This window comes from Mucilaginibacter sp. Mucisp73 (assembly GCF_059491465.1).
This window is the reverse complement of record NZ_CP168507.1, coordinates 5,347,609-5,373,287: the sequence shown is the minus strand read 5'-3', so window position 1 is coordinate 5,373,287 and position 25,679 is coordinate 5,347,609. Positions and strand designations below refer to the sequence as shown.

The window sequence follows — 25,679 nt, the reverse complement described above, 5'->3', positions numbered from 1 at the left end:
TTTGTTTTTATTATTAATTAATATGGTTGTTAAAACCTATGTATTTATACCGGCTCTTATAAAGGGCTATTAATTTTTAATTAAAAAAAGTATAAAATATCAGCTTTTCAATTGGTTAGCCATTAAAAAAATTAAAAATTTTGAAATCCATAACCGCATTATTTTCGTTATTTATAAACGAATTAATATGTAAATGGATGAAAGATGTGCTAAATTTAAAGATTAAGGCCATAGCTGCTAACATAAGGCATACCAGGGAGGGACTAAATTACACCCAGGAATACCTTGCAGCCAAGCTGGGTATATCGCAAAACGCGTATAGCAAAATAGAGTTAGGCTATACAAAAATAACCGTGGAAAGGCTTTTTCAGATCGCTGCTATTTTGGAGATTGAAGTTGTCGAACTCATCGATACAGAAAAAATAGCGGCTGCTTAACGTTTTATACACAACCCCATTGTTCTGTCTTTTGCTTAGTATCTTTGCAAAAGATGGAACACAATAAACTCATTGAAGCCACTGCAAATTTTGTGCGCAACACGCTCAGGGATGCTGAAGGTGGTCACGACTGGTGGCATATTCACCGCGTTTGGACAAACGCGAAACTCATCAACCAAACAGAAAAAACCGATCAGCTGGTAGTTGAACTTGCTGCCCTGCTGCATGACATTGCCGATAGTAAGTTTCATAACGGCGATGAAGAGATTGGCCCGCGTACTGCCGGCAATTACCTGCAAAGCATGAATGTTGATATTGGTATTGCCGAACATGTGCAACAGATCATCAGGCATATGTCGTTCAAGGCCAGCTTTGATAAACCCTCCTTTCATTCGCCCGAACTGGCTGTAGTACAGGATGCCGACAGGCTGGATGCTATTGGAGCAATCGGCATTGCGCGTGCCTTTACCTATGGAGGCTTTAAAGGCCGCGAATTGTACAATCCCGAGATCCCGCCAAACCTTAACATGACCAGGGAAGAATATAAAAACACTACCGCACCAACTATTAATCACTTTTATGAAAAGCTATTACTACTTAAAAATAAAATGAACACGCCTGCCGGTAAAGCACTTGCCGAACAAAGGCACACATTTATGGAGCATTATTTAAAACAGTTTTTTGACGAATGTGGTTCAAGTTAACGCGAAAGCTTACTTTTGCGCCAAAATTGACAGCCCATGAAAAAAATTATACTTACTATAATACCCGTATTAATTACCGCCGTCGCTTTGGGCCAGGATACAGTTAAACGTCAGCGGTTCAACTTCCATTTCCAGCAAACAGTAATTACCCAATACAAACCATCGTTTCATGCCGATTATAACGGCGACAATAGTTTACTTACCAAAGAAGAAACACAAAGCTCAATTACCACTACGCTTTTTGGCGGTGCAAGGCTCTGGAAAGGCGCCGAAGCTTATTTTAATCCCGAGCTTTCGGGCGGATCGGGCCTGAGCAAAACGCTGGGTGCGGCAGGTTTCCCTAATGGCGAAACTTTTCGCGTAGGCGGCGCAGAGCCGAAGATCTACATCGCCCGTTTATATTTTACCCAAAACTTTGAATGGGGCAAGGATAAAGACACCATTAGCGATGATGCCAACCAATTAGCCGGTTTAAAAAGCAAGCGTTACTTTTCGGTCACCGTAGGTAAATTTGGTATGGCCGATTTTTATGACGGCAATGAATTTAGCCATGATCCGCGTACGCAGTTCATGAACTGGAGCTTAATGGATAACGGCGCATGGGATTATCCCGCCAATACCCGCGGGTATGTTATGGGGATCCATACCGAATTAGGGCAACCTAACTGGACTTTGCGTTTCGCCTTTACTATGTCAACCACTACCGCCAACGGCGCCATTTGGGATCAAAAAATTGGTAAAGCAAACACCCAGACCTTAGAATACGAAAAACGCTATTCACTTAACGGCCAAAAAGGTACCTTCAGGATCTTAGGTTTCCGTAATAATGGCAAAATGGGAGATTATCGCCTGGCAATCGCGCAAAGCCCTGTTGCCCCCAATGTTGATACCACACAAGCTTATGGCAGGCACAAATATGGTTTCGGCATCAGCGCCGACCAATATCTGACCAAAGATTTTGGGGTATTTGCCAAAGTGAGTTATAATGATGGTAAAACCCAAACATGGTATTTTACCGAGATTGACCGTTCATTGAGTTTTGGCGGCGTACTTAAAGGAAGTTCATGGAACCGCGGCGATGACGAACTGGGCCTGGCTTTTGTAGCCAACGGCATCTCAAACGCCCATCGTGATTATCTTGCAGCAGGCGGCTACGGTTTCATCATAGGCGATGGCAAGCTTAATTACGGCACCGAATTTATTGCCGAACTTGATTATAAAATAAACGCATATCAAAAAAAGTTCTGGCTTACACCCGGTTACCAGTTTTTGCTAAACCCTGCCTACAATAAGGACAGGGGACCGGTAAATGTCTTTTCGCTAAGGGCACATGTGGAGTTTTAAACATAAAAAGGCCTCGTCTCTTAATATTATGATGAGGCCTTTTTGTCTATATACATAAGCTAAAAGCAGCATGAGCAAAACTTATAGCTAATAGCTTGATTAATGTTATCCCAATTGTTAACCGATTGCCTGTCTGATCTTCTCGGCGGTAGCGTTAAATTGTTCGGGGGTGAATTTTTGTTTGGGGAGCGAAAAGTTAATGCTGCTCATATCATTCATGGGTATAAGATGGATATGCGCATGGGGCACATCAAGGCCCATAACTGCTACTCCAACCCGTGGGCAGGGAACAGCCTTTTTTAAACCGAGGGCTACTTTTTTGGCAAATACCTGTAAGCCTATATAAGTATCATCGTCCAAATCAAAAAGATAATCAACCTCCTTCTTTGGGATCACCAGCAGGTGACCTTCCGTAAGCGGAAAAATATCTAAAAAAGCCAGAAATTCATCGTTCTCGGCCACTTTATAAGCGGGGATCTCGCCTGCAACTATTTTTGAAAAGATGGTCATTATTGGTGAACGGTTGATTATGTTGATTGGGTGAGTAGTTTGTTATGGCATTAATTAAAAGGGTGAGTAGTTAATAATTGATTACGATATCCGGAAAAACCATTCTCTTAATCAATTATTCACTGCTCACCCAATAAATTACCTGCTTATTTCCAGGATCTCGAATTCAATTTTACCTGCAGGTACGGTGATCTCGGTTTTTTCACCAACCTTTTTGCCAAGCAGGCCTTTAGCTATCGGCGACGCTACCGAGATTTTACCGGTTTTAAGATCGGCTTCACTCTCTGATACCAGCTGATAACTCATTGTAGCTCCGTTTTTCAGGTTCTTGATCTTTACTATCGACAATGCAAGCACCTTCGAAACGTCAAGTTTTGATTCATCAAGCAGGCGCGCATTGGCCAGTGTTTCCTGCATCTGGGCTATTTTGGCCTCATGTAAGCCCTGCGCTTCTTTAGCTGCATCGTATTCGGCATTTTCCGACAGATCGCCTTTGTCACGTGCCTCAGCAATAGCTTTTGATATATCGGCACGGCCGGTTGTTTTTAATCTCTGTAGTTCTTCTTTTAATTTCTCTAAACCATCTTTGGTATAGTATGATACCTCTGCCATAACGCAAAAATTAATTAATATTATTACTGTTAATCAACCAAAAAAAACCGCCCTTCCCTGTTTTAAGAAAGGACGCAATGCTTATAAAAGCAAACAAGACTATGTAAGCCCTCTGCTTACATAGTCTTGCGTTTTGGTAATTAACGAAGATAAGTTATTTAAGTTTTATTATCCAAATTTTTAAGAGGGGAATTTTTTTACATTATTCCGGGTTTATACCTTTTTGTTTTATGGTATCCACTAACATTTCAAGCCTGGCTGTCTCATCAGTTTATTAAGCGGGTGTTTAAGACTTCCCTATCTAAATGTATCTGGCAGCGTTTATTATCTGGGTCTTTACCTATGTATTACTTTCCGTTGGCCTTCTTCACCATAAAATCCAAAGCGGTTTTATCCGGCAAAGGTTTTGCGCCCGGCTTCTCACCCAATATCATTATTTTATGATCACTTGTTGTATAAGCCGGCCATGCAAGTACGCCTTTCCCGTTCGGGTTACCGGTTTTAACAAAATTAGCCCAGTAAGTGCTCATTGTATTGGCCAGTTGCTGATCGACCGGTTCCCATGGCCGGTTCAGGAATTTGAGGTTGTCATAGGCATAAGCAACCTCGCCGGTATGGAAAGCGCCGTATTTAACAAAATCGGCAGTGGCTGGCAGGCGGCGGGTAAAACGGTAGACGTAAATTTTAGATTTCCCTTTTTCATTTTGCACATTGGCCCAGGTATAATTCTGCATCCCGAAGATCTGATCGCGGTTTATCCGGGTTTGGGAGGTCGCGGCTTCCTGGTCCGAACCCGCCGGATATAGTTTTAAAAATGCATCAGCATCGGTACCATATTGGCTTTTTATCATCTTTTTATACTCTTCAGCAGTTTTTGGCGGACCTACAAAAGCGTCGTCTTCGTTCCAACCGGTAAGTACAGGCACATCGTTTTGTTTGTGCTCATTAAAAATATCAGCGATGGTTGCGGGTAAAACATAGCCATCAATAACCGGGTGGCTTTCGCCTTTGCCAAGCAGTTGGGCAGCGGGTTTGCTCCTTAGTTCGGCAATGGTGCTTGCACCCAAGGCAGTCGCTGTTTTTACACCGGCTGCCTCTGCTTCCCGCAACCCGCCTGATCCTTGTTGACTGATAAAACTGGCCCCGCTTTCGGCAATTGCACCACTGAAAAGCCCTTTACTTAAGGGCGATGCCACCAAACAATTTACACTCATGGAACCTGCCGATTGCCCCGCTATGGTAACCTTATGCGGGTCTCCACCAAAAGCCGCGATATTCTTTTTCACCCATATTAATGCAGCCAGCTGATCCATCAAACCATAATTCCCTGATGCATTATGCGGGGACTCCCTGGTTAATTCGGGATGGGCGAAGAAACCAAAAATCCCGACGCGGTAATTAATAACCACAAATATGATCCCCTTTTTAGCCATCGCCTCGCCATCATAAATTGGTACGCCTGCTCCGCCACTTACAAATCCACCGCCATAAATATAAACCAGCACAGGGCGTTTTTCTGCCGGTGTTTTTGCGGCAGTCCATACATTAAGGTACAGGCAATCTTCGCTGATGGGCTCATAGGGGATGAGGAACTCGCGCGTGTAAACACCAAAGGGGTCTGGTTTACTCTGCATTGGGCTGGCCGCAAAATCGGTGCATTTTTTAACATCCTCCCAGGGCTTTACCGGTTGTGGTTCCTTCCAGCGTAAATCACCAACCGGTGGCGCTGCAAAGGGAATACCTTTATAAATACGCACATCGCCCGCCTGGTTGGTTAAGCCTGATACTTTACCTGCATCAGTAGCAACAACATCAAGATTTTTATTTTGAGCGATGACAGAACAGCACAGCAGCAAAAGCGGCAATAAAAGGATGCGCTTCATTGATTATAGGTTTAATGATTGGTTTGCTAAACTTACAAAGTTTTGGGCATTTTGTAAACACAGCCCCACCCAAACCCTCCCCGGAAGGGAGGGCTTTAAAGTCTCCCCTTCCGGGGGAGATTTAGAGGGGGCTTCTGTAACAATCCCCTATAATTAACAAAAGCATCACATTGCATTTTAAATGCTTTGCTGATATTTGGCGAAATCAAAAATCTTTTTTCGCGATGAAGTTTAAACATCTGCTGCTTATTTCCCTTTCCTTCGCTACCGTTTCGGTATCGGCCCAAAAAAAGAAAACTACAACGGCTGCCCCGGCATCTGCATCAATTCCACGCCCAAAACTGGTTGTGGGTTTGGTGGTTGACCAAATGCGCTGGGATTACCTGTACCGCTATTATGACCGTTACCAAACCGGTGGTTTTAAGCGCATGCTTAATGAAGGCTTCACCTGCGAAAATACCAATATTGACTATATCCCAACGGTAACAGCTGCCGGCCATACCTGTATCTATACCGGATCCATCCCCGCCATACATGGCATAGTGGGTAACGATTTCATTATCCAGGCTACGGGTAAATCCATGTATTGCACCGACGACAGCACGGTGGTAGCCGTTGGCAGCACTTCAAAAGCAGGGCAAATGTCGCCCCGCAACTTGCTGGTTAGCACAGTTACCGATGAATTGAGGCTGGCTACTAACTTTCGCTCAAAGGTTATCGGCATAGCATTAAAAGACCGCGGCGGCATCCTGCCAGCGGGTCACTCGGCCAATGCTGCTTACTGGTTTGATGATGCCAGCGGTAACTGGATCACCAGTACTTATTACATGAATGACCTGCCCGCCTGGGTTAAAACCTTCAACAATCAAAAAATTGCTGAAAAATACCTGAAGCAGGACTGGAACCCGTTATATCCTATTAATACGTATGTACAAAGCGCACCTGATAACAGCGATCGTTATGAAGGTAAATTTGCCGGTGCCGCTACACCAACCTTACCGGTCAAAACATCCGAACTTTATAAGGGCCATATTGGCATGATCCGTTCTACTCCGTTCGGCAACACCATGACGCTCGACCTGGCTAAAGCTGCTATTGAGGGCGAAAAATTGGGTAAAAATACCGTAACCGACTTTTTAGCCGTGAGCCTTTCATCAACAGATTATGTTGGTCATCAGTTTGGCCCTAACTCCGTTGAGGTTGAAGACACTTATTTAAGGCTTGACCAGGACCTGGCCGCGTTTTTCAGTTATTTAGATGCAACTGTAGGTAAAGGCAATTATTCGGTTTTCCTGAGTGCCGACCATGGCGCTGCCCACAACCCTAACTTCTTGAAAGATCGTAACATCCCTGCCGGTGTTTGGGACGATGGCAACGCAGCAAAAGAAATGAACACGATGATCAATAATAAATACAAAGTAAACAACATGATCATCAGTATGGACAATTACCAGGTTAATTTCAACAATGCAGCCCTCGTAAAAGCCGGTGTTAGCGAAGAGGCTATAAAGTTAGACTGTATCGAATACCTGAAGAAACAACCGGGCATTGCTTATGCAATCGACCTGCAAAAAATACAGGAAGCCAATATTCCCGATGAGCTGCGCAGTATGATCATTAACGGTTATAATGCCGAGCATAGCGGTGCTATCCAGATCATCCTGAAACCGGCATGGTATACCGGTCATGGCACAAACGACCGCGGGCCAACCGGTACTACACACGGTACTTGGAACCCTTATGATTCGCATATCCCATTGGTATTTATGGGCTGGGGCATTAAGCATGGTAGTTTGACCCGCCAAACACATATGACAGATATTTCGGCTACTGTAGCATCGCTACTGCATATCCAGGCTCCTGATGGCTGTGTAGGTAAAACTATCGGCGAAGCACTGAAAAACTAAGTCTGAAGTCAGGAAAGTCCGAAAGTTTACAACACAAAACTTTCGGACTTTTCGGTTAATAATTAAAAACTTTCCGATTTTAGGGCTTGACCGAATTCGGACTTATAAAATGAAAAAATACATTTCTAAATTTCATTATCTTACACATGACCTGCCTGATTTTAGCCACGTACAACAAGTGCAGATAGCTTGCGGCGCGGGTGCAAACTGGATACAATACCGTTGCCTTACCAAACCCGAAGATGAGCTGATTGATGAGATAAACGAAATAGCCGAAATTTGCGACGAATGGGGCGCGACCCTTATCATCGCTAATCATTACGACTTGCTTGACCGGGTTGATGCGCAGGGTGTGCATATAGATGATAGTGATGCCGATCTGGCCAGTATCCGCAAGATTATCGGCCCGGATAAAACTCTTGGCGTATCGGCGGCAGGTGCTGATGAATTATTGAAATTACAAAGTACCGGAGTGGTTGATTATTATGTTTACGGGCCATTTGCATCTACTAATACAGAGGAGCCTGTTGGGCATCACCCGCTTGGTTTTAACGGATATCGCCAACTGGAGAAACTGGGCATCAGTATCCCGGTGATAGCAGCAGGTGGCATCCAGCCGGATGATGTTGAGGCCTTGCTTCAAACAGGCATCGACGGTATTGCGATATCGTCGGCCATTAATTTGGCTGCAGACCCGGCTGCGAAGTTGAAGGAGTTTTACAGGAAGCTGTACTGATAGCTATCTATATCTAAAGAAACGTTGTCATTTCGAAACGAGGAACGAGTGAGAAATCTTATACGACTTATTTTAACTTCGGTGAATGCTTTACCGGGCGTATAAGATTTCTCTTTCGCCCCGGCACGTTATCTGTTCTTCCCACTTTATCGGGATGACATCAGTTCTAAAAATATTATTCTATCGTCATAAAACTTTGATTTGGTTTCACCAATCAATAAAAACCTGATCTTTATATTTTCATTTAATATTCATCTGTTCCATCTACATTAGCAATGTCATCACATCATATAGTTCGCGAAAAACAGGAGCCGGCTTTACTGGTTTTAAGTATGGATGCTTTTGATGAGGAAATGCTGGGGCAGTTGCTGGAGTGGAGCCCGACCGTGATCTGCACCGTCAACACTGCCGAAAAGCTGGATGCGTCAGGCATTAAAATCGACTGGATAATAAGTGATGGTGATACGGAGGATTTACAGTCGGACGTGAAGGTGATGCCTTCGGGAGGTGACAATGCGGCAGGCGCAGCTTTAAAATACCTGGTAACGCATAATTACCCGGCGGTTAATGTAATTACCGATGTGCTGGACCTGAAAGATTTTTTGTTTTATGCTGATAAAATAAACCTGGTGATTTTTAGGGAACGGCAAAAGATCTACCCGGTTAATTCGGGCTTCAGTAAGTGGAAACCCGCAGGTGAGTTCATTGAAGTACTTTCGCATCCGTCGGGCTTACAAATAAGCGGGCTTGAAGCCACAATCACTAATAGGTATAAAACCACCCACGATGGTTTTTTTACCCTGCAGTTTGAGCAACCTTTTTTGTTTATTGCCGAGGATATAGCGTAGCGAAAACAATAACCGGTACGTATAGCTGGTATTGGTTCGCTTTTTGAGTGAAAAATAATTAAAAACGCGTTAAACCGTTTAAACATTTAATAGTCTATATATTTATATCAGCAAAAAATACCATGCTGATCTGTTAAAAAATCTTTCATCATGAAAAGGACATATAAAAATCTATTAACAATTGCATTGGGGGGCTTATTGAGCTTATCCCTGGCATTCAATGCTGATGCACAACGTGGCGGCGGTTCTCGTGGCGGCGGTGGCGGAGGAGGCGGTGGTTCAAGACCGTCAGGCGGTGGTGGCGGAGGCGGTAGTTTTTCCCGTCCTTCCGGTGGTAGTTTTTCCCGCCCCTCAACTTCATTTAATGGTAGCACACGCGGCGCTATCGCGGCTCCGCAACGGAGCTATGGAACTGACTCTCGCGGCAGCATAGGTGCTCCTCAACAACGCAGTTATGGTGGTCGTGATTACGCAATAAGGCCAAATGGCACATCCGTAGCACCCCAGCGTAGCTATGGTAGCACCGGTCGTACCGTATACAATGGTAACCGCAGCTATACTACTGTAGACAGACGCGTTTATAATGGCGGTCGAGGCACTTATTACAGAGGTGGTTCATATGCATACGGTGGTCGCAGGGTTTATCCCGGTACTTACCATTACGGTGGCCGCGGCGGTTATTTTGGCAGTCACTACTATTATCCATATCGTAACTATTATAATTCATTCTATTATCCGCGGTTAGGTTTTAGCATAGGTTTCTTGCCATATGGTTACTATCCTTTCTGGTGGGGCGATTACCAATATTTTTACAGCGATGGTTTGTACTATCGTCAATACAATGACCAGTATACCGTTGTTGAACCGCCAATAGGGGCCGAGATTAAAACCCTGCCTTCAGGTGCCGAATCTATCATGATCAATGGCGAACAGTACTACGAGTTAAATGGTGTTTACTACCAGCCATACACCAAAGATGACGGCTCAACTGTTTACGTAATTGCAGGTAAAGATGGCCAATTAACTACCGATCAGGGCAACGGCGATGGCAGCAGTGTTGACCAGGGCCCGCAAATTGGTGACATTGTAACTCAATTGCCTCCGGATTGCCGCAAGATCAAGATCAATGGTGAAAAACTGTTTGTATCCCCTGATGGTTATTACTACCAGGAAACTCAGGATGACGGCAATAAAGCTTACAAAATTGTAGGCACCCCATCTGATGATCCTGAAAATAACGACAGCGACCAAAACCCTAACCAACAGTAATTAATAAAAATTCAATATATATTATAAAGGCTGCTTCCATTTTGGAAGCGGCCTTTTTTGATTCTTGCAGTGAATCTGAACCGAATAATTCAAATTAATTCAAACTTTTTTTAATTGAAAAGGGTAGTATATTAAGTAATAATTAAAATCTATCATTATGCAAAATCATGATCACCGCGTTATAATTCAAAAATTATTGGATTGCGCTTTAGCTTGCGAACATTGTGCTACTGCATGCCTGCACGAAGAGGATGTTAAAATGATGGCCAACTGCATTAGTCTTGACCGGGACTGCGCTGACATATGTGTCCAGGGAGCCCGCCTATTGCAAAGAGATTCAGTTATTGCCCACCAATACCTGGTTTTATGCGAGGAGATTTGTCGGCTTTGCGCTGCGGAGTGCGGTAAACATCAGCACGATCATTGCCAGGAATGTGCCAAGGCCTGTATTGATTGTGCAGAAGCCTGCCACGCACATCATGAACCCATTACACAGGATTGAGGTATGTTGAGTGATTAAATGCGATGGCTTTTGAAGGAGTGATGACAAAAGGAAGGCCTCTCGGTCAGCCCGTCGAAGTATGACAAGTTGAAGACTTACGAAGTTTTTAAAACTTCGTAAGTCTTCAACCGTTTGTTATTTCCCTTTCATAGCGCACTGATCTAAAATTCCGAAGCACAGGCCTTCCTGAATAATTGCCACCCCTTCGTTTGAACAAACACCAATCTTATAAATTACTAATTTTTTTAGGATTTGGCGTTTTCTTTTCTGAATTTTACTTTTATGAATAACCTCCCGCCATTAGCCGAACGTATGCGCCCCAAATCGCTTGATGATTATGTTGGGCAAAAACACCTTGTTGGGCCGGGAGCAGTGCTGCGTAAAGCTATCGAGTCGGGTTCATTGCCGTCGATGATATTTTGGGGCCCGCCGGGAGTAGGTAAAACTACATTGGCTTATATTATTTCGCAGTCATTGTTTCGTCCGTTTTTTGCTTTGAGTGCTATTAACTCGGGCGTAAAAGACGTAAGGGAGGTGATAGAAAAAGCATCGTTGTTAAAGAAACAAGGCGAGGTGCTGCCGATATTATTTATCGATGAGATCCACCGCTTTTCCAAATCGCAGCAAGATTCATTGTTAGGCGCTGTAGAGCGGGGCATTGTTACGTTAATAGGCGCAACGACTGAAAACCCATCTTTCGAAGTGATCTCGGCTTTGCTGTCGCGTTGCCAGGTGTATATTTTACAGCCGCTATCCGAAACCGATCTGATCGACCTGCTGAACAAGGCTATGAAGGAAGACGTAATCTTAAAGGATAAAAGCATCACCATAAAAGATTACGAAGCTTTGCTGCGCCTTTCGGGAGGGGATGCCCGTAAGCTGCTCAATATTTTTGAGCTGTTGATAAATGCTTTTGACACGCCGGAGATAATATTAACCGATGAGGTTGTATTGGAACATGTACAACAAAACATGGCGTTGTACGATAAAACCGGTGAGCAGCATTACGATATCATTTCGGCTTTTATCAAATCCATGCGGGGCTCTGACCCCAACGGTGCAGTTTACTGGCTGGCGAGGATGATCGTAGGCGGTGAAGACCCTTTGTTTATTGCCCGCCGTATGCTGATCCTTGCATCCGAAGATATTGGCAACGCTAATCCCAATGCCTTGCTGCTTGCACAAAGTTGTTTTGAGGCGGTTAATAAGATTGGTATGCCCGAATCGCAACTGATATTATCGCAGACGGCTATTTACCTGGCAACATCGCCCAAAAGTAATTCGGCTACAACAGCTATTGGTGCGGCTATAGCATTGGTGCGCCAAACCGGCGATTTACCGGTGCCACTGCACTTACGTAACGCACCAACCAAATTCATGAAAAACATAGGCTACGGCAAGGATTACAAATACGCCCATAGCTACGAAGGTAATTTTACCGACCTTGATTTTCTGCCGGATGCTATCCGCGGAACAAAAATTTACGACCCCGGTAACAATGCGCGTGAAAACGAATCAAAAGAAAAGTTAAGAAAACTTTGGGGCGACAGGTATAAATACTAACTTAAGCTTCGCTTTATAAAGCGTGTTAATTAATATCATATAACAAATTGACCAGTATTAATTAATTTATAACTTTAGGCTTTGCGCACCGTACCTGTAGCTTTTATATAGAGCAATTTATAGCTTTGGACTTTGTGCATTCTGCTTTTAGCTTTATAAAACCTATACCTTAACCTTTAATTGTCTATACTTATGATCACTACCTTTCTCGGGCACGAACTTAAAGCTTTCTGGCGGTCAAAAAACACAGGTAAAAGTATTGCTATCCGTGTGGTGATGGGCTTACTTATTCTTTATCTTTTTGGATGTATTTTGCTTGCCGGTTTGTTTTTGAATGAAATTTTGGGGCAGGTTTTTCCGCATGATGACATAGTGGTTTCTTTTTGCGGTATCATCCTGCTTTATTTTTTGTTTGACCTAATGATGCGCATGCAGTTGCAGGAACTGCCAACATTACGGGTGCAACCATATCTTCATTTACCTATAAAAAGGAATACGGTGGTCGGCTATCTGGCCTTTACGGCCATGCTCTCGGTTTTTAACCTGTGGCCCATTATACTTTTTGTACCTTTTATTTTAAAAGTGATCCTTACCGATTCGGGTGTTTTGCCTGCGCTGGTTTTTATATTGGCTATTATCGGTTTCATGCTTTTCAATAACTACATGGCCTTGTTTATTAAACGCAAAGCCAATCTTAACGGCTGGGTTTTCCTGGTGTTCGCAGCGGCTCTCATCCTTATTATTACCGGCGATTTCAGATTTCACCTGTATTCGGTACGTAATATTTCCTATCTGTATTTTGGCCATTTGCTTAATAAACCGGCGTTGGTATTGCTGCCTGTTGTGCTTGCTGCAACCATGTATTACATCAATTTTGCTTACTTAAAACAAAACCTGTACCTCGAAGAGCTGAGCTCACGCAAGGCATCGGCTTATAAAAGCAGTACGGAGTTTCCGCTGTTAAACAGGTTTGGTAAAGTTGGCGACCTTGTCGCAAACGAGCTGAAACTGATATTCCGTAATAAGCGGCCACGATCGGCATTGGTTATGGGGTTGTTCTTTATGTTTTATGGGCTCATATTTTATACCAACAGCCATTACGGGCAAACCTGGTACATTTTTGTGGGCATGTTCATGACAGGTATTTTTATTATTAGTTACGGGCAGTTCATGTACAGCTGGCAGGGCGCTCATTTTGATGGCCTGTTAGTGAGCAAAATTAATTTCCGCGATTTTTTAAAGGCAAAATACCTGCTGTTTACCATGGTATCAACCGTGGCTTTTATATTGACTACGCCTTATGCTTATTTTGGCTGGCGCATTGTTTTGGTACATTTTGTAATGTACCTGTGGAATATCGGCATCAACACAACCATTGTACTGTTTTTTGCTAACCGCAATGCCAAACGGATAGATCTGTCAAAAGGCGCGTCGTTTAATTGGGAAGGGGTGGGGGCAACGCAAATGCTTATTTCGTTTCCCTTGATGATCACGCCGTATATTATTTATCTTCCGTTCTCACTGTTCAAACACGCGGATATCGGCCTGGCCATGCTGGCCGGTACAGGGATCATATTCATTTTAACCCGCGATTTTTGGGTTAAAAAACTGGAAGAGGATTTTATACAAAAACGTTACACCGTTGCCGAAGGCTTCAGAAATAAATAATTCTATGATTGAAGTAAGAAATTTAAAAAAGGTTTATAACGGGATTACCGTTGTGGATGTACCTGCCCTGCAAATTAACAAAGGCGAAAGCGTTGGCCTTGTAGGTAATAACGGCGCAGGTAAAACCACACTGTTCCGGATGGTGCTCGACCTGATTCGCGCCGAAAGTGGCGAAATCCTTTCAAACGGAGAAACTGTAGCCGGTCATGAGAAGTGGAAAGATTACACCGCTGCTTATCTTGATGAAGGTTTCCTGATAGACTACCTTACACCCGAAGAATATTTTTATTTTATAGGAGGGCTGCATGGTCATAACCGCACATATGTTGACGAGGTGTTAGTTAGCCTGACCGATTTTTTTAATGGCGAGATCCTGAAGAAAGGGAAGTACATCCGCGACCTGTCAAAAGGTAACCAATGCAAAGTTGGTGTAGCGGCCTGCCTGTTGCAGGAACCTCAATTGCTCATGCTGGACGAGCCCTTTGCAAATATTGACCCAAGTACCCAGTTCAGGCTTAAAAACCTGCTGAAAGATCTGAACAGGAATAAGGGTGTAACTACCATAGTATCCAGCCATGATCTTAACCACATCACTGATGTGTGCGACCGCATCCTGCTGATGGAAAAAGGCGTGATCATTAAAGATATTGCAACCAGCTCATCAACGTTAAATGAGTTGGAAGCGTATTTTGGCGTTGAGGTTGTCCCTCCCGTCCATTAAAAGGATGACTACCTTCAAGCTACCTTTTTAAGCATAAACAAAAAACGCATTGCCGGCAGCAATGCGTTTTTTGTTTAAAATCTTCTTTTGACAAGCGCGTGTGCATACAAGCACTTGCTTTAGGGGGCGGGCGGGGCCTGGATTAGATCATCCGTCAATTTCTCAAACTCGTTGATAAATTCGGTATAATGCTCCCCCGTACCGGGGCCGCTAAAACCTGTATGGATCTTTTGTACGTCGCCGTTTTTATCAATAATGATGGTGGTAGGGAAGCCAACCACTTTTGATAACATAGGCAGGCTTTGGGCGGTTTGTTTTTTATCGCTGGTATAACCGGTCACCAACAGCGGGTAAGGTACTTTAAACCTGTTTTTTACCTGCTGCAGCGCTTTCTTCGATTTCTCAAAATCGGTGGTGCGCTCATAGGCCAGGCCAATTACCTCAACACCTTTATCGTGATATTTATTATAGTAGTTGACCATATAAGCAGTTTCGTCCATGCAGTTAGGGCACCAAGAGCCCAATATCTGTACAATTACCACTTTGTTTCTGAACCTCGCATCATCAAGCGAGATAGTTTTGCCATCAAGGTCCTTAAAGCTGAAAGTTATTTTTTTATACCCCGGTTTTAATGAAGTGAGTGAATATGCATCGGGAAGTTTGGCATTTTCATCCTTTACAGCAGTCCATGCCTGCACAGATGAATAGCCGGCGAAAAATTTACCGTCGGTTAAGGTCTTATCATCGCTAATGGTAGCAGTAAAAGTATAGGCATGACCACCGTCGAAAGTAGAGAGGTAAAGTTTATTGCCACTTACCGAGCCTTCTAAATAACGGTAATCGCCGGTGGTGGTTAAGAAAGTGCCTGTAAGTTTATTACCGTCCTGCTTAAACTCGCCAACGGTGGTATCGCGGTCCTCGCCCTCACCAAACACTGCCGACCAGCGGCCGCCGATATTAAATGCCGGTTTTTGGGGAGTTTTGAAAAAGCGCCATGAAGTATTAGGCACAGCACTAAACGGAACCAGAAGATCATTATCGGCCAGGTGCCTTACCCAGTTGCCGTTAAGGCTATCTCCGTTAAGTTTCAATTTAAATTCTGAATTGAACAGCGGCATATGGATAAAAACAGAATCGCCTTTGGTAGCAACATCTGTTACTTTAAAATGCTCGGCACCGTTAATGATAGCTAATTGTTGTTTGCTCCCGGTGTTGTTGACCTCGAAATTAAAAGGGATTTCGGTGCCTGATTTAGTTTTAAGCGCACCGCGCCACACACCTGTTTTTAGTTTGGTTTGAGCAAAGCCGGTTTGCAGAAATAGTAATCCGCAAATACCGGCTATAATATTTTTGAAAGTCATACTTAAATATATAGTCTACTTAATCTATATACTTTCAAAGGTATAAAAACAGCGCCGTTATTTCAACAATCCGCGCGAAATGACAATTCTTTGAATTTCAGATGTTCCTTCGTAAATCTGGGTTATTTTTGCATCCCGCATCAGGCGTTCAACGTGATATTCTTTCACATAACCGTACCCGCCATGAATTTGCACCGCTTCGGTGGTGGTACGCATAGCTACTTCCGATGCATACAGTTTTGCCATTGATGATGCCTGGGCATAGGGTTTTCCATGATCTTTAAACCATGCCGCTTTAAGGCACATCAACCGTGCTGCCTCAATTTCAGTAGCCATATCGGCCAGCTTAAATTGGATAGCCTGCTGGTCGGCCAGCGGTTTGCCAAAAGTTTTGCGCTCCTTAGCATATTGCTTGGCCAGTTCATAAGCGCCGGATGCAATACCCAAAGCCTGCGATGCAATACCTATACGGCCGCCATCCAGTACATTCATGGCAAACTTAAACCCAAAACCGTCTTCGCCAATGCGGTTCTCTTTAGGCACTTTAACGTCGGCAAACATCAGCGAGTGAGTATCCGAGCCGCGGATGCCCATCTTGTTCTCTTTAGGGCCGACAGTAAAGCCGGGCATTCCTTTTTCCACAATAAAAGCGTTGATCCCATGGTGCTTTTTTTCGGCATTGGTTTGTGCTATTACAATATAGGTAGATGCGCTGCCTCCACTGGTGATCCAGTTCTTAGTACCATTAAGCAGGTAATGATCGCCCATATCAATGGCTGTAGTGCTTTGTGACGTAGCATCAGAGCCGGCCTCCGGCTCTGAAAGACAGAAAGCGCCGATGCATTCGCCTTTGGCCAGCGATACCAGATATTTTTGCTTCTGTTCTTCGCTGCCATATTTCTCCAATCCATAGCATACCAGCGAATTATTCACAGAAACAATTACTGACGTGGATGCGTCAATCTTTGAAAGTTCCTCCATCACCAGCACATATGATATGGCATCCATGCCAGCGCCGCCATATTGCGGAGATACCATCATGCCCAGGAAACCCAGTTCACCAAGTTTCTTAACCTGTGCGGCAGGGAATTTTTGCTGTTCATCGCGTTCAATAACACCTGGCTTTAATTCTGTTTGCGCAAAATCACGCGCAGCCTGGCGAATCATTTTTTGTTCTTCGGTCAGTTCAAAATACATGGGTATAATTAAAAGCATAAATATATAAAAATTACTATGCATGCATAGTAATTTTTATAAACAAAAAAAGAGAGCTTTTTTTGAAGCTCCCTTTCCCCTAATTAATTTAAACTATTGATTAAACCCAAAACAAAGAACAAAAAATCTCAACTTGGGCGTCTGAGAATTCAATTTAATTTTTCACAGGTAGATGTTACTAAATCTTTTATTTTTTCACAGATGATACAGGGCGAATATCTATATACAAATCCTTTGCCATAATTATAAAATTGTGGCATTAATATTTCATGTTTAAACGTTAGTCGCCCATTTTTATAAAAGAATAATATCTGCATATAAAATGTAATGGTGTTATTTTATATTTAGCTTGCACAAAAAATACAAAGTATCATATTAGCCGATCCAGTCATGCTTTTAACTGATTTTGAATACCTTAACGACACTAATAGTGTATTTAAACGCAAAGTTGCCTTGCAGATAAAAACCTTACGCAAACAAAATCAGGTTACCCAGGAGAAGTTTTTTAACGAAACGCACATAAATATTGCCCGGCTCGAATCAGGTATTATTGATATCAGGTTAGAAACACTTCGTAAAATTTGTTATTATTTTAACGTTTCCTTAGCAGGTTTTTTCCAGGAGATATAATAAATTATCATATTTTAAAAAATAAGCTGTCCTAAATTCTATTTTACCATACAGTTGTTGTATTTTAATTCATACACACACCTAAAAAATGAACAGAAAAACCCAATCCTTATCCATAGTTGCCGCCGCGCTTGGCACCTTACTTAGCGCCTGCAGCCAAACCGACAAAACAAAAGCTTACGAAGCCGGTGACCCAGTGATCCATAATATGGATACCACCGTAAAACCGGGCGATGACTTCTTTAAATATGCCAACGGAACCTGGCTCCGCAAAAATCCTATTCCGGCGGCGTACGCTGCCTGGGGCATCGGCAATGTTGTGCAGGAAGAACTGCGAGACAAGATGAAAAAGATCAACGAGGATGCGCTTAAGGCTAATGCTCCTAAAGGCAGCAACACCCAAAAAATAGGTGATTTTTATTTCAGCGGGATGGATACCGTTAACATCGAAAAACAGGGGCTTGCACCACTGAAAGATGAACTGGATAAAATTGACCGGATAACGGATATCAAAAGCCTGGTTGAGGAGTTTGCACACTTACAAAGGATTGGCGTTACACAGCCTATCGGCGCTTATGTTGGGCAGGATGCTAAGAACAGTGCAAAGATGGCTTTGGGTTTATACCAATCGGGCATTGGTATGCCTAACCGCGATTACTACTTTAATAAAGATGCGCATAGCGTAGCCATCCGTACCGACTATCAAAATAATTACCTGCCCGCCATATTTAAACTGGCAGGCCTGCCTGCTGATAAGGCAACTGCGGCCGCTAAGAAAACTTATTCGCTGGAAACTTTCCTGGCTGATAGCAGCCGGAAACTGGAAGACCTGCGCGATCCTTATCATAACTATAACAAAATGCCACTTGCCGCGCTGAGCAAGCTGGCACCGGATATTGACTGGAAACCCACTTTTGAAAAGATGGACTACAAAAATGCCGACACCGTAATTGTAGGACAGCCTGAGTATTACAGGGCGCTTAATAAAGCACTAAAAACTTTTACTATAGATGATTGGAAGAATTATTTGCGCAAGAGTCTGGTCACTGCTTTTGGGCCATACCTGAGCAAACCGTTTGATCAGGAGGTGTTTCGGTTTTATGATAAGGTGATTTATGGCAGTACAGCCCAACTTCCACGCTGGAAAAGAGTGCTGGATACTGAAAACGGTTTGATGGGCGAGGTATTAGGGCAAATCTTCGTAAAAGAATATTTTCCCGAAAAAACAAAAGAACGCTATGTAAAACTGGTTGAAGAAATGCGCACCAGCTTTAAAGAGCATATTGAAAAGCTGGATTGGATGAGCCCCGAAACTAAGGAGAAAGCTTACTACAAATTATCAAAAGTTGTCCCTAAAGTTGGTTATCCGGATAAATGGAAGGATTTTTCAACTCTGGAAATTAACCGGGGCCCTTACGCCCTCAACGTATTACGGGCAAACGAATGGTGGCATAATTTCAGTGCAGCTAAATTAGGCAAACCTGTCGACCGTACTGAATGGGATATAACGCCTCAAACCTACAATGCTTACTATAACCCGTCAAACAACGAGATTGTATTGCCTGCCGGCATTTTTACCATTCCCGGTTACAAGGATGAAAATATTGATGATGCCGTCATTTACGGCTATGCTGCCGCCTCAACCATCGGCCACGAAATGACCCACGGTTTTGATGACCAGGGCCGCCAGTTTGATGCTGCCGGAAACCTTAAAGCCTGGTGGAAACCGCAGGATTCGGTAAAATTTAGTCAGCGTGCCAAAATGCTTATCGACCAGTTTAATGGTTACAGCATATATGGTTTGCATGTAAATGGCAAAGCCACTCAGGGTGAGAACATTGCCGACCTCGGCGGCATTGTAATAGGCCTTGACGCGTTCAAAAAAACACAGCAATATAAAGAGGGTAAACTCATTAACGGGCTAACACCCTTACAGCGCTATTTTTTAGGATACTCATTAGGCTGGCTTACGCAGGACAGGAAAGAATCACTTTCGAGCCAGATCCTAACCAATGAACATGCGCCCGGTTTTATGCGTGTTAACGGGCCGTTTACCGATGTGCCTGAATTTTACGAAGCCTTTCATATTAAGAAAGGTGATAAGATGTGGATAGATCCGGATAAACGAGTGAAGATATGGTAGCGTAGCGGTAATGATGTAACTGGCCGTTACATGATCACAATGATTACGTTTAAAACAGACACGAAGCAACTCCAAACCATACAGGGCGACTGTAAATCGGGATTGCTTCGTGTCTTATAGTTGTAGTTGTATAACTGTAAGTTGTTAATTGTCATTCGTAATATGTATTGTAGCCCTTTTTCAGGATAGTCCTGGGGGCTACTCCTCATGACGTCCTAACGGTTCCCTACAATATAAACTTCGTGCTTAGGAAATTGGAATCATTGTCATTCACAATTTCATTGATGATGTTTTTGTTGGTTTCGGTCATTTTAGTGGTAACTAATGAGCGGATTGAGAACGACCTTAAGGCATCATGTACCGAAAGTGTACCCTCGGCGCTGTCTTTGCGCCCGGTGAACGGAAATACATCCGGACCGCGCTGGCACTGACTGTTAATGTTTACGCGGCTTACTAAATTCACAAAGGGATCAATCAGTGACGAAATTTCCCTGGCATCATTACTGAAAATACTCACCTGCATACCATGTGGCGAGTCTATCTGGTAAGCGATAGGCTCCTCAATATCTTCAAATGGAATTACTGGGATCACCGGTCCAAATTGCTCTTCGCGGTACAGTTTCATGTTTTCATTAACCGGGTAAACTATGGCCGGGAAAAAGAACGAAGCCGATGTTTCACCTCCGTTTTCGTTAATCACTTTTGCGCCGTTAGCTAAGGCGTCATTTACAATATCGGTAAGGTAAGCCGGTTTATGAGGTTCGGGGAGCGGGGTAAGTTTTACATCCTTTTCCCAGGGCAGTCCGAACTTAAGTTTGGCAACCGCCTCGCTTAATAGTTTTAAAAACTCATCGGCAACGGCTTTATGTACAAATATCACTTTAATAGCAGTACAACGCTGGCCGTTAAATGACAGCGAGCCTAAAATACACTCGCTCACAGCCTGCTGCAGGTCGGCATGTTTGGTGACTATGGCTGCGTTCTTGGCGTCCAGACTTAAAACAGCTCTTAAGCGATTAATTTTAGGGTGACGCTTTTTCAAATCATTTGCTACTTTGCTTGAGCCAATGAAAGCCAGCACATTCACCTTGCCCGATGACATCAGCCCGGGTGTTACCACTGCGCCCCTGCCATAAATGGTGTTCACCACTCCTTTAGGGAATGATTCCTGGAAGGCTTTCAGCAATGGATAATGCAGCAGTGTACCGTGTTTAGGCGGTTTAAATAAAATAGTGTTCCCCATGATCAGAGCGGGGATCAGCGTAGTGAAAGTTTCGTTTAACGGGTAATTAAACGGCCCCATGCAAAGCACTACCCCCAGGGGCGAACGACGGATCTGGGCCACCAGCCCCTCGGCCATTTCAAAGCGTGACGACTGACGGTCAATATCTTTTAACGCGTCGATAGTGGCATTGATGTATTCAATAGTACGGTCAAATTCTTTAGCCGAATCAGCGTATGATTTGCCTATTTCCCACATCAGCAGTTTTACCACCAGCGTACGTTGTTCGCTCATTTTGTAAATAAAGCGCTCCATACATTTAATACGGTCGGCAATGCTCATAGTGGGCCATTCGCCGCGGCCATTGTCATAGGCTTCAAGGGCGGCATCCAGGGCTTCAAAAGCTTCTTTTTCGGTGCAAACCGGGTAGGTACCTATGAGCTTACGGGTAAAAGTACCGTCCTCTGCCCAAAAACCAACAGGTGAGTAAACTTCACTTACTTCGCCGTTCCATAGTTTCATTTCGCCACCGCTCAGGTACTCGCGCTGGTGTACTTCTTCAATTTGGAATTCGGGGGGAATATTATTTTCATCAATAAAAATTGAACTGAGCTGGGTTTTAAAACTCATATTTTTTCAAGGGTTTGATTTCCCTAAGATAAAAAAAGCCTGCTTTAACAAGCAAGCTTTATGTGTTATAAATTGTTTACTGATTTTTAATAGCCGAAGGCATTATTGATGATCCGATCCGCCTTCGTGAAAGAATTATCCTTTTGAAGAGCCTTTGATTCCCGGTTTCCTGCTTCTTTTCAAAATCCTGGTTTAGGGAAATTAACGCCACCTGCGGCAAGCTCTTTAAGCATTTGTTCCTGAAGGTTTATTTTAGCATTGAGGAAATCGGCAGGATCAACCCAAACATTAATAGTAAACCTTACACAATCGTTATCCAGGCTGATAACGCCCACCCGCGCGGCCGGGTCATGAAGGATATCTTTATTGGCATTTACTACGCCGGTCATGATGGCCTTCGCCTTTTCTATATCATTGTTATAGCCTACCCGCAATTCAAAATCAAGACGGCGGCGGCCTTCGCGCGTTATGTTTACAATAACTTCATTAAAAAGCTTTCCGTTAGGGATAATGACGGTTTTGTTATCGGCAGTAATAAGTACAGTATAAAACATCTGTATAGATACCACCCTGCCATCCTGGCCTTGGGCTACAATGCTGTCATCTATTTCAAAAGGTTTTAATAACAGGATCAGCACACCCCCTGCAAAATTTTGAAATGTGCCAGACAAAGCCAAACCGGCTGCTACTGAAAAGGCGCCGATAATGGTGGTGAAAATGCTCATTTCCAGCCCTATGATGTTCATTACCCAAATAATGAGTAAAACATATAAAGCTGTAATGGTTAGGCTTAAAAAAAATGGCTGTAGTGATGAATGAATGCCACGCTTCATCATACGCATGCGAAGCCTTGCACGCAAAAACTTAATAAACCATAAACCAATAAAAAATATGATTAGTCCACCTACATAATTAGGGCCGCGGTTAATAAGCCAATGGTGGAACTCAGTGTAAAATTCGTCCAGTTTCATAACTGGGCGCAAAGTTAATAATTATCTATTAACTGTACAGGGAAACGAAGAGCTCGGGGCCCTTAAACAACACCCACTCAACCAGGGTGCTTTGTATTTGTTTTGTTTTTTGAGATAGACGTTTCATGAGCTGCATTATTCAAATCCTGTGCCTGATTGGCGCTGTATCAGATTTGTTATGCAAAACTACGTATTACGACGCCCGGCGAAGTTGAAAATTAATCAAATGATTAATTAATGGCCATTGAATTACCTTAGGATGACTATAACAGCCTCTTTTAAAGCACAAAACCCTGTATACAAAAGCATACAGGGTTTTGAAAGTATATAAGTTTCTATACACCCCTTCAGGGGGCTTGGGGGCTCTTACATCATGCCGCCCATGCCGCCGCCCATTGGTGGAGCGCCAGCTTTTTCATCTTCAGGATCGTCAGCCAATACTACTTCTGTAGTTAACAACATGGAAGCAATTGAAGCAGCATTTTCTAAAGCTACGCGGCTTACTTTAGTTGGGTCGATAACACCTGCAGCAATCAGGTTTTCGTATTTATCAGTACGTGCGTTGTAACCAAAGTCGGCAGTGCCTTCTTTAACTTTTTGCACGATGATCGAACCTTCGATACCAGCATTTTCGCAGATCTGACGTAAAGGCTCTTCGATAGCGCGACGGATGATCTGGATACCAGTGTTCTCGTCTTCGTTATCACCTTTAAGATCAGCTAAAGCAGCTACTGCACGGATGAAAGCAACACCACCGCCAGCTACGATACCTTCTTCAACAGCGGCACGTGTAGCGTGTAAAGCATCGTCAACACGGTCTTTTTTCTCTTTCATTTCAACTTCGGTAGCAGCACCTACGTAAAGTACAGCAACACCGCCAGATAATTTAGCTAAGCGCTCTTGCAATTTTTCGCGGTCATAATCAGAAGTTGTTGATTCTATCTGTGATTTGATCTGGCTTACGCGGCCTTTGATCTCTTCTGCAGAACCTGAACCATTGATGATAGTAGTATTATCTTTGTCGATAACGATTTTCTCAGCAGTACCTAAGTAGCTAAGATCAGCGTTTTCTAATTTGTAACCTCTTTCTTCAGAGATCAAAGTACCACCGGTAAGGATAGCGATATCCTCTAACATAGCCTTACGACGGTCGCCAAAGCCCGGAGCTTTAACAGCAGCAACTTTCAGGGAACCACGGATTTTGTTAACTACCAAAGTAGCTAAAGCTTCACCGTCAAGATCTTCAGCAATGATCAATAATGGTTTGCCGGTTTGTACTTGTTTTTCAAGGATAGGAAGCAATTCCTTCATCGAAGAGATCTTTTTATCGTAGATCAGGATGTAAGGATTTTCCAGTTCAGCTTCCATTTTATCAGCATTGGTTACGAAGTAAGGAGAAAGGTAACCACGGTCAAACTGCATACCTTCTACAGTTTTAACTTCAGTTTCAGTGCCTTTTGCCTCTTCAACAGTAATAACACCGTCTTTACCAACTTTTTCCATTGCTTCAGCAATTAACGAACCGATAACCTCGTCGTTATTTGCAGAAATAGAAGCAACTTGTTTGATTTTGTTGTTGTCTTCACCAACAGTTTGTGACTGTGATTTCAGGTTTTCAACAACAGAAGCAACAGCTTTGTCGATACCGCGTTTCAAATCCATTGGGTTTGCACCGGCAGCTACGTTTTTAATACCTGCCGTTACGATAGCCTGAGCTAAAACGGTAGCAGTAGTAGTACCATCACCTGCAATATCGGCAGTTTTAGAAGCAACTTCTTTAACCATTTGTGCGCCCATGTTTTCAAGGGCGTCTTTTAATTCAATTTCTTTAGCAACAGTAACACCGTCTTTAGTGATGGCCGGTGAGCCAAATTTTTTGTCGATGATTACGTTACGGCCTTTAGGGCCTAAGGTTACTTTTACTGCGTTAGCAAGGATATCAACACCGCGTTTCAGGGCGTCGCGTGCTTCAACATTGTATTTAACTTGTTTTGCCATGATGTTTTTAAGATTTGAGATTTGAGATTTGAGACATGAGATAAGCTCAGTCCAAAATTCAAATCAATTTAATTTTTTAGGTTTTGACATAAGTATTTGAGGTTATTTTATCTCAAATCTTATATCTAATGTCTCACGTCTATTATTACAGTACTGCGTATATGTCTGATTCACGCATAATTAAGTACTCTTTACCTTCATAGGTAATTTCAGTACCTGCATATTTACCATATAAAACCTGGTCACCAACTTGTACGGTTAAAGGCTCATCAACTTTTCCCTGTCCAACAGCAACGATGGTTCCACGTTGAGGTTTTTCTTTGGCAGTATCAGGAATGAAGATACCTGAAGCGGTTTTCTCTTCGGCTGCTGCAGCTTCCACTACAACCCTATCGCCGATCGGTTTAATGTTTAATGACATAGTTATAACTGTTTATTTTATTTAAGTTTTTCAGCCCGATATGCAACATCAATTATGCCAAGCGGGTATTATGGCAAGTATTGACAGGCTAAACTGTTTTAATGTCAGCAAAAGGTTATTTGCGTTTTGCAGCTTAACAATTTTTTAACCCGATGGTGTCAGGTTGTCAGTATGACTTAGGGATGACGGAGGGGGATGATGCTTAAAAAAAAATGTCATTTCCTTTAGATTAGCTTCAACAAAATAATAAGGGTTATTATTATTGTTGAAGCTTTCTTTTTGCTTCTTTTTCTTTGTTAATAACCTTAGATTTTGTGGATAAAGTTAACAGCGGTAAAGGCGCATTATTGTCATTTCCAGGCTTGTAGGCCTATCGTTCGATTT

22 protein-coding genes are annotated in these 25,679 nt (G+C 43.1%); 13 read left to right on the top strand and 9 right to left on the bottom strand.

Annotation, left to right across the window (positions count from 1 at the left end; translation table 11 throughout):
* The first annotated feature begins 140 nt into the window (after window positions 1-140).
* The 3 genes from ACEN82_RS22140 to ACEN82_RS22130 are packed head-to-tail and all read left to right on the top strand — an operon-like array spanning window position 141 to window position 2,485.
* Entirely contained in the window at window positions 141-437 is a 297-nt protein-coding gene (locus ACEN82_RS22140; RefSeq protein WP_413322165.1) for a helix-turn-helix domain-containing protein, read from the top strand.
* Window positions 438-490: 53 nt separating this feature from the next.
* On the top strand, window positions 491-1,141 hold the full coding sequence (locus tag ACEN82_RS22135) for an HD domain-containing protein (RefSeq protein ID WP_413322164.1): 651 nt from the start codon (window positions 491-493) through the stop codon (window positions 1,139-1,141).
* A 36-nt stretch (window positions 1,142-1,177) separates the two neighbouring features.
* On the top strand, window positions 1,178-2,485 hold the full coding sequence (locus tag ACEN82_RS22130; RefSeq protein ID WP_413322163.1) for a carbohydrate porin: 1,308 nt from the start codon (window positions 1,178-1,180) through the stop codon (window positions 2,483-2,485).
* Window positions 2,486-2,602: 117 nt separating this feature from the next.
* On the opposite strand, the gene ACEN82_RS22125 is transcribed toward ACEN82_RS22130, so the two are convergent.
* The 3 genes from ACEN82_RS22125 to ACEN82_RS22115 all read right to left on the bottom strand — a co-directional run bounded on the left by ACEN82_RS22125 (window position 2,603) and on the right by ACEN82_RS22115 (window position 5,490).
* The gene (locus tag ACEN82_RS22125) at window positions 2,603-2,998 is read right to left on the bottom strand and encodes an HIT family protein (RefSeq protein WP_413322185.1); all 396 of its coding nucleotides are present in this window, start codon (window positions 2,996-2,998) and stop codon (window positions 2,603-2,605) included.
* 135 nt (window positions 2,999-3,133) lie between these two features.
* Window positions 3,134-3,607, bottom strand: a complete 474-nt coding sequence (greA, locus tag ACEN82_RS22120) for a transcription elongation factor GreA (RefSeq protein ID WP_090530524.1) — start codon at window positions 3,605-3,607, stop codon at window positions 3,134-3,136.
* 347 nt (window positions 3,608-3,954) lie between these two features.
* Window positions 3,955-5,490 carry a carboxylesterase/lipase family protein gene (locus ACEN82_RS22115; protein WP_413322162.1) on the bottom strand — a complete coding sequence of 512 codons (1,536 nt, stop codon included), beginning with the start codon at window positions 5,488-5,490 and terminating at the stop codon, window positions 3,955-3,957.
* A gap of 224 nt (window positions 5,491-5,714) precedes the next feature.
* Between ACEN82_RS22115 and pafA the strand changes: the two genes are divergently transcribed.
* The 8 genes from pafA to ACEN82_RS22075 all read left to right on the top strand — a co-directional run bounded on the left by pafA (window position 5,715) and on the right by ACEN82_RS22075 (window position 14,704).
* On the top strand, window positions 5,715-7,397 hold the full coding sequence (gene pafA / locus ACEN82_RS22110; RefSeq protein ID WP_413322161.1) for an alkaline phosphatase PafA: 1,683 nt from the start codon (window positions 5,715-5,717) through the stop codon (window positions 7,395-7,397).
* A 109-nt stretch (window positions 7,398-7,506) separates the two neighbouring features.
* Window positions 7,507-8,133, top strand: a complete 627-nt coding sequence (locus ACEN82_RS22105) for a thiamine phosphate synthase (protein ID WP_413322160.1) — start codon at window positions 7,507-7,509, stop codon at window positions 8,131-8,133.
* 275 nt (window positions 8,134-8,408) lie between these two features.
* Window positions 8,409-8,981 (top strand): thiamine diphosphokinase, encoded by a 573-nt coding sequence (locus ACEN82_RS22100; RefSeq protein ID WP_413322159.1) that lies wholly within the window; start codon window positions 8,409-8,411, stop codon window positions 8,979-8,981.
* Window positions 8,982-9,131: 150 nt separating this feature from the next.
* On the top strand, window positions 9,132-10,250 hold the full coding sequence (locus ACEN82_RS22095; protein WP_176844523.1) for a DUF6515 family protein: 1,119 nt from the start codon (window positions 9,132-9,134) through the stop codon (window positions 10,248-10,250).
* Window positions 10,251-10,407: 157 nt separating this feature from the next.
* On the top strand, window positions 10,408-10,752 hold the full coding sequence (locus tag ACEN82_RS22090) for a four-helix bundle copper-binding protein (protein ID WP_091171641.1): 345 nt from the start codon (window positions 10,408-10,410) through the stop codon (window positions 10,750-10,752).
* Between the two features lie 282 nt (window positions 10,753-11,034).
* Entirely contained in the window at window positions 11,035-12,315 is a 1,281-nt protein-coding gene (locus tag ACEN82_RS22085) for a replication-associated recombination protein A (RefSeq protein ID WP_413322158.1), read from the top strand.
* A 192-nt stretch (window positions 12,316-12,507) separates the two neighbouring features.
* Window positions 12,508-13,983, top strand: coding sequence for a DUF5687 family protein (locus tag ACEN82_RS22080; RefSeq protein ID WP_090530492.1), 1,476 nt, complete (start codon window positions 12,508-12,510; stop codon window positions 13,981-13,983).
* Between the two features lie 4 nt (window positions 13,984-13,987).
* A complete protein-coding gene (locus ACEN82_RS22075; RefSeq protein ID WP_413322157.1) occupies window positions 13,988-14,704 on the top strand; it encodes an ABC transporter ATP-binding protein in 717 nt (238 codons plus the stop codon).
* Between the two features lie 119 nt (window positions 14,705-14,823).
* Here ACEN82_RS22075 and ACEN82_RS22070 read toward each other — a convergent pair whose 3' ends face one another.
* On the bottom strand, window positions 14,824-16,065 hold the full coding sequence (locus ACEN82_RS22070; RefSeq protein ID WP_413322156.1) for a peroxiredoxin family protein: 1,242 nt from the start codon (window positions 16,063-16,065) through the stop codon (window positions 14,824-14,826).
* A 57-nt stretch (window positions 16,066-16,122) separates the two neighbouring features.
* Window positions 16,123-17,262 carry an acyl-CoA dehydrogenase gene (locus ACEN82_RS22065; protein ID WP_413322184.1) on the bottom strand — a complete coding sequence of 380 codons (1,140 nt, stop codon included), beginning with the start codon at window positions 17,260-17,262 and terminating at the stop codon, window positions 16,123-16,125.
* Window positions 17,263-17,670: 408 nt separating this feature from the next.
* Here ACEN82_RS22065 and ACEN82_RS22060 point away from each other — a divergent pair, with 408 nt between their 5' ends.
* Both ACEN82_RS22060 and ACEN82_RS22055 read left to right on the top strand, forming a co-directional pair.
* Complete coding sequence (locus ACEN82_RS22060; RefSeq protein WP_413322155.1) at window positions 17,671-17,910, top strand: helix-turn-helix domain-containing protein; 240 nt, start codon at window positions 17,671-17,673, stop codon at window positions 17,908-17,910.
* Window positions 17,911-17,998: 88 nt separating this feature from the next.
* A complete protein-coding gene (locus tag ACEN82_RS22055; RefSeq protein WP_413322154.1) occupies window positions 17,999-20,053 on the top strand; it encodes a M13 family metallopeptidase in 2,055 nt (684 codons plus the stop codon).
* Window positions 20,054-20,279: 226 nt separating this feature from the next.
* Here the strand turns inward: ACEN82_RS22055 and ACEN82_RS22050 are convergent, their stop codons facing one another.
* From ACEN82_RS22050 to groES, 4 genes are all read right to left on the bottom strand, one after another.
* Window positions 20,280-21,905: an NADP-dependent glyceraldehyde-3-phosphate dehydrogenase gene (locus tag ACEN82_RS22050; protein WP_413322153.1), complete on the bottom strand. Its 1,626-nt coding sequence runs from the start codon at window positions 21,903-21,905 to the stop codon at window positions 20,280-20,282.
* Window positions 21,906-22,084: 179 nt separating this feature from the next.
* Entirely contained in the window at window positions 22,085-22,876 is a 792-nt protein-coding gene (locus tag ACEN82_RS22045) for a mechanosensitive ion channel family protein (protein WP_090530472.1), read from the bottom strand.
* 366 nt (window positions 22,877-23,242) lie between these two features.
* Window positions 23,243-24,874: a chaperonin GroEL gene (gene groL / locus ACEN82_RS22040; RefSeq protein WP_413322152.1), complete on the bottom strand. Its 1,632-nt coding sequence runs from the start codon at window positions 24,872-24,874 to the stop codon at window positions 23,243-23,245.
* 145 nt (window positions 24,875-25,019) lie between these two features.
* Window positions 25,020-25,295, bottom strand: a complete 276-nt coding sequence (gene groES, locus ACEN82_RS22035) for a co-chaperone GroES (RefSeq protein WP_090530466.1) — start codon at window positions 25,293-25,295, stop codon at window positions 25,020-25,022.
* Between the last annotated feature and the right edge of the window lie 384 nt (window positions 25,296-25,679).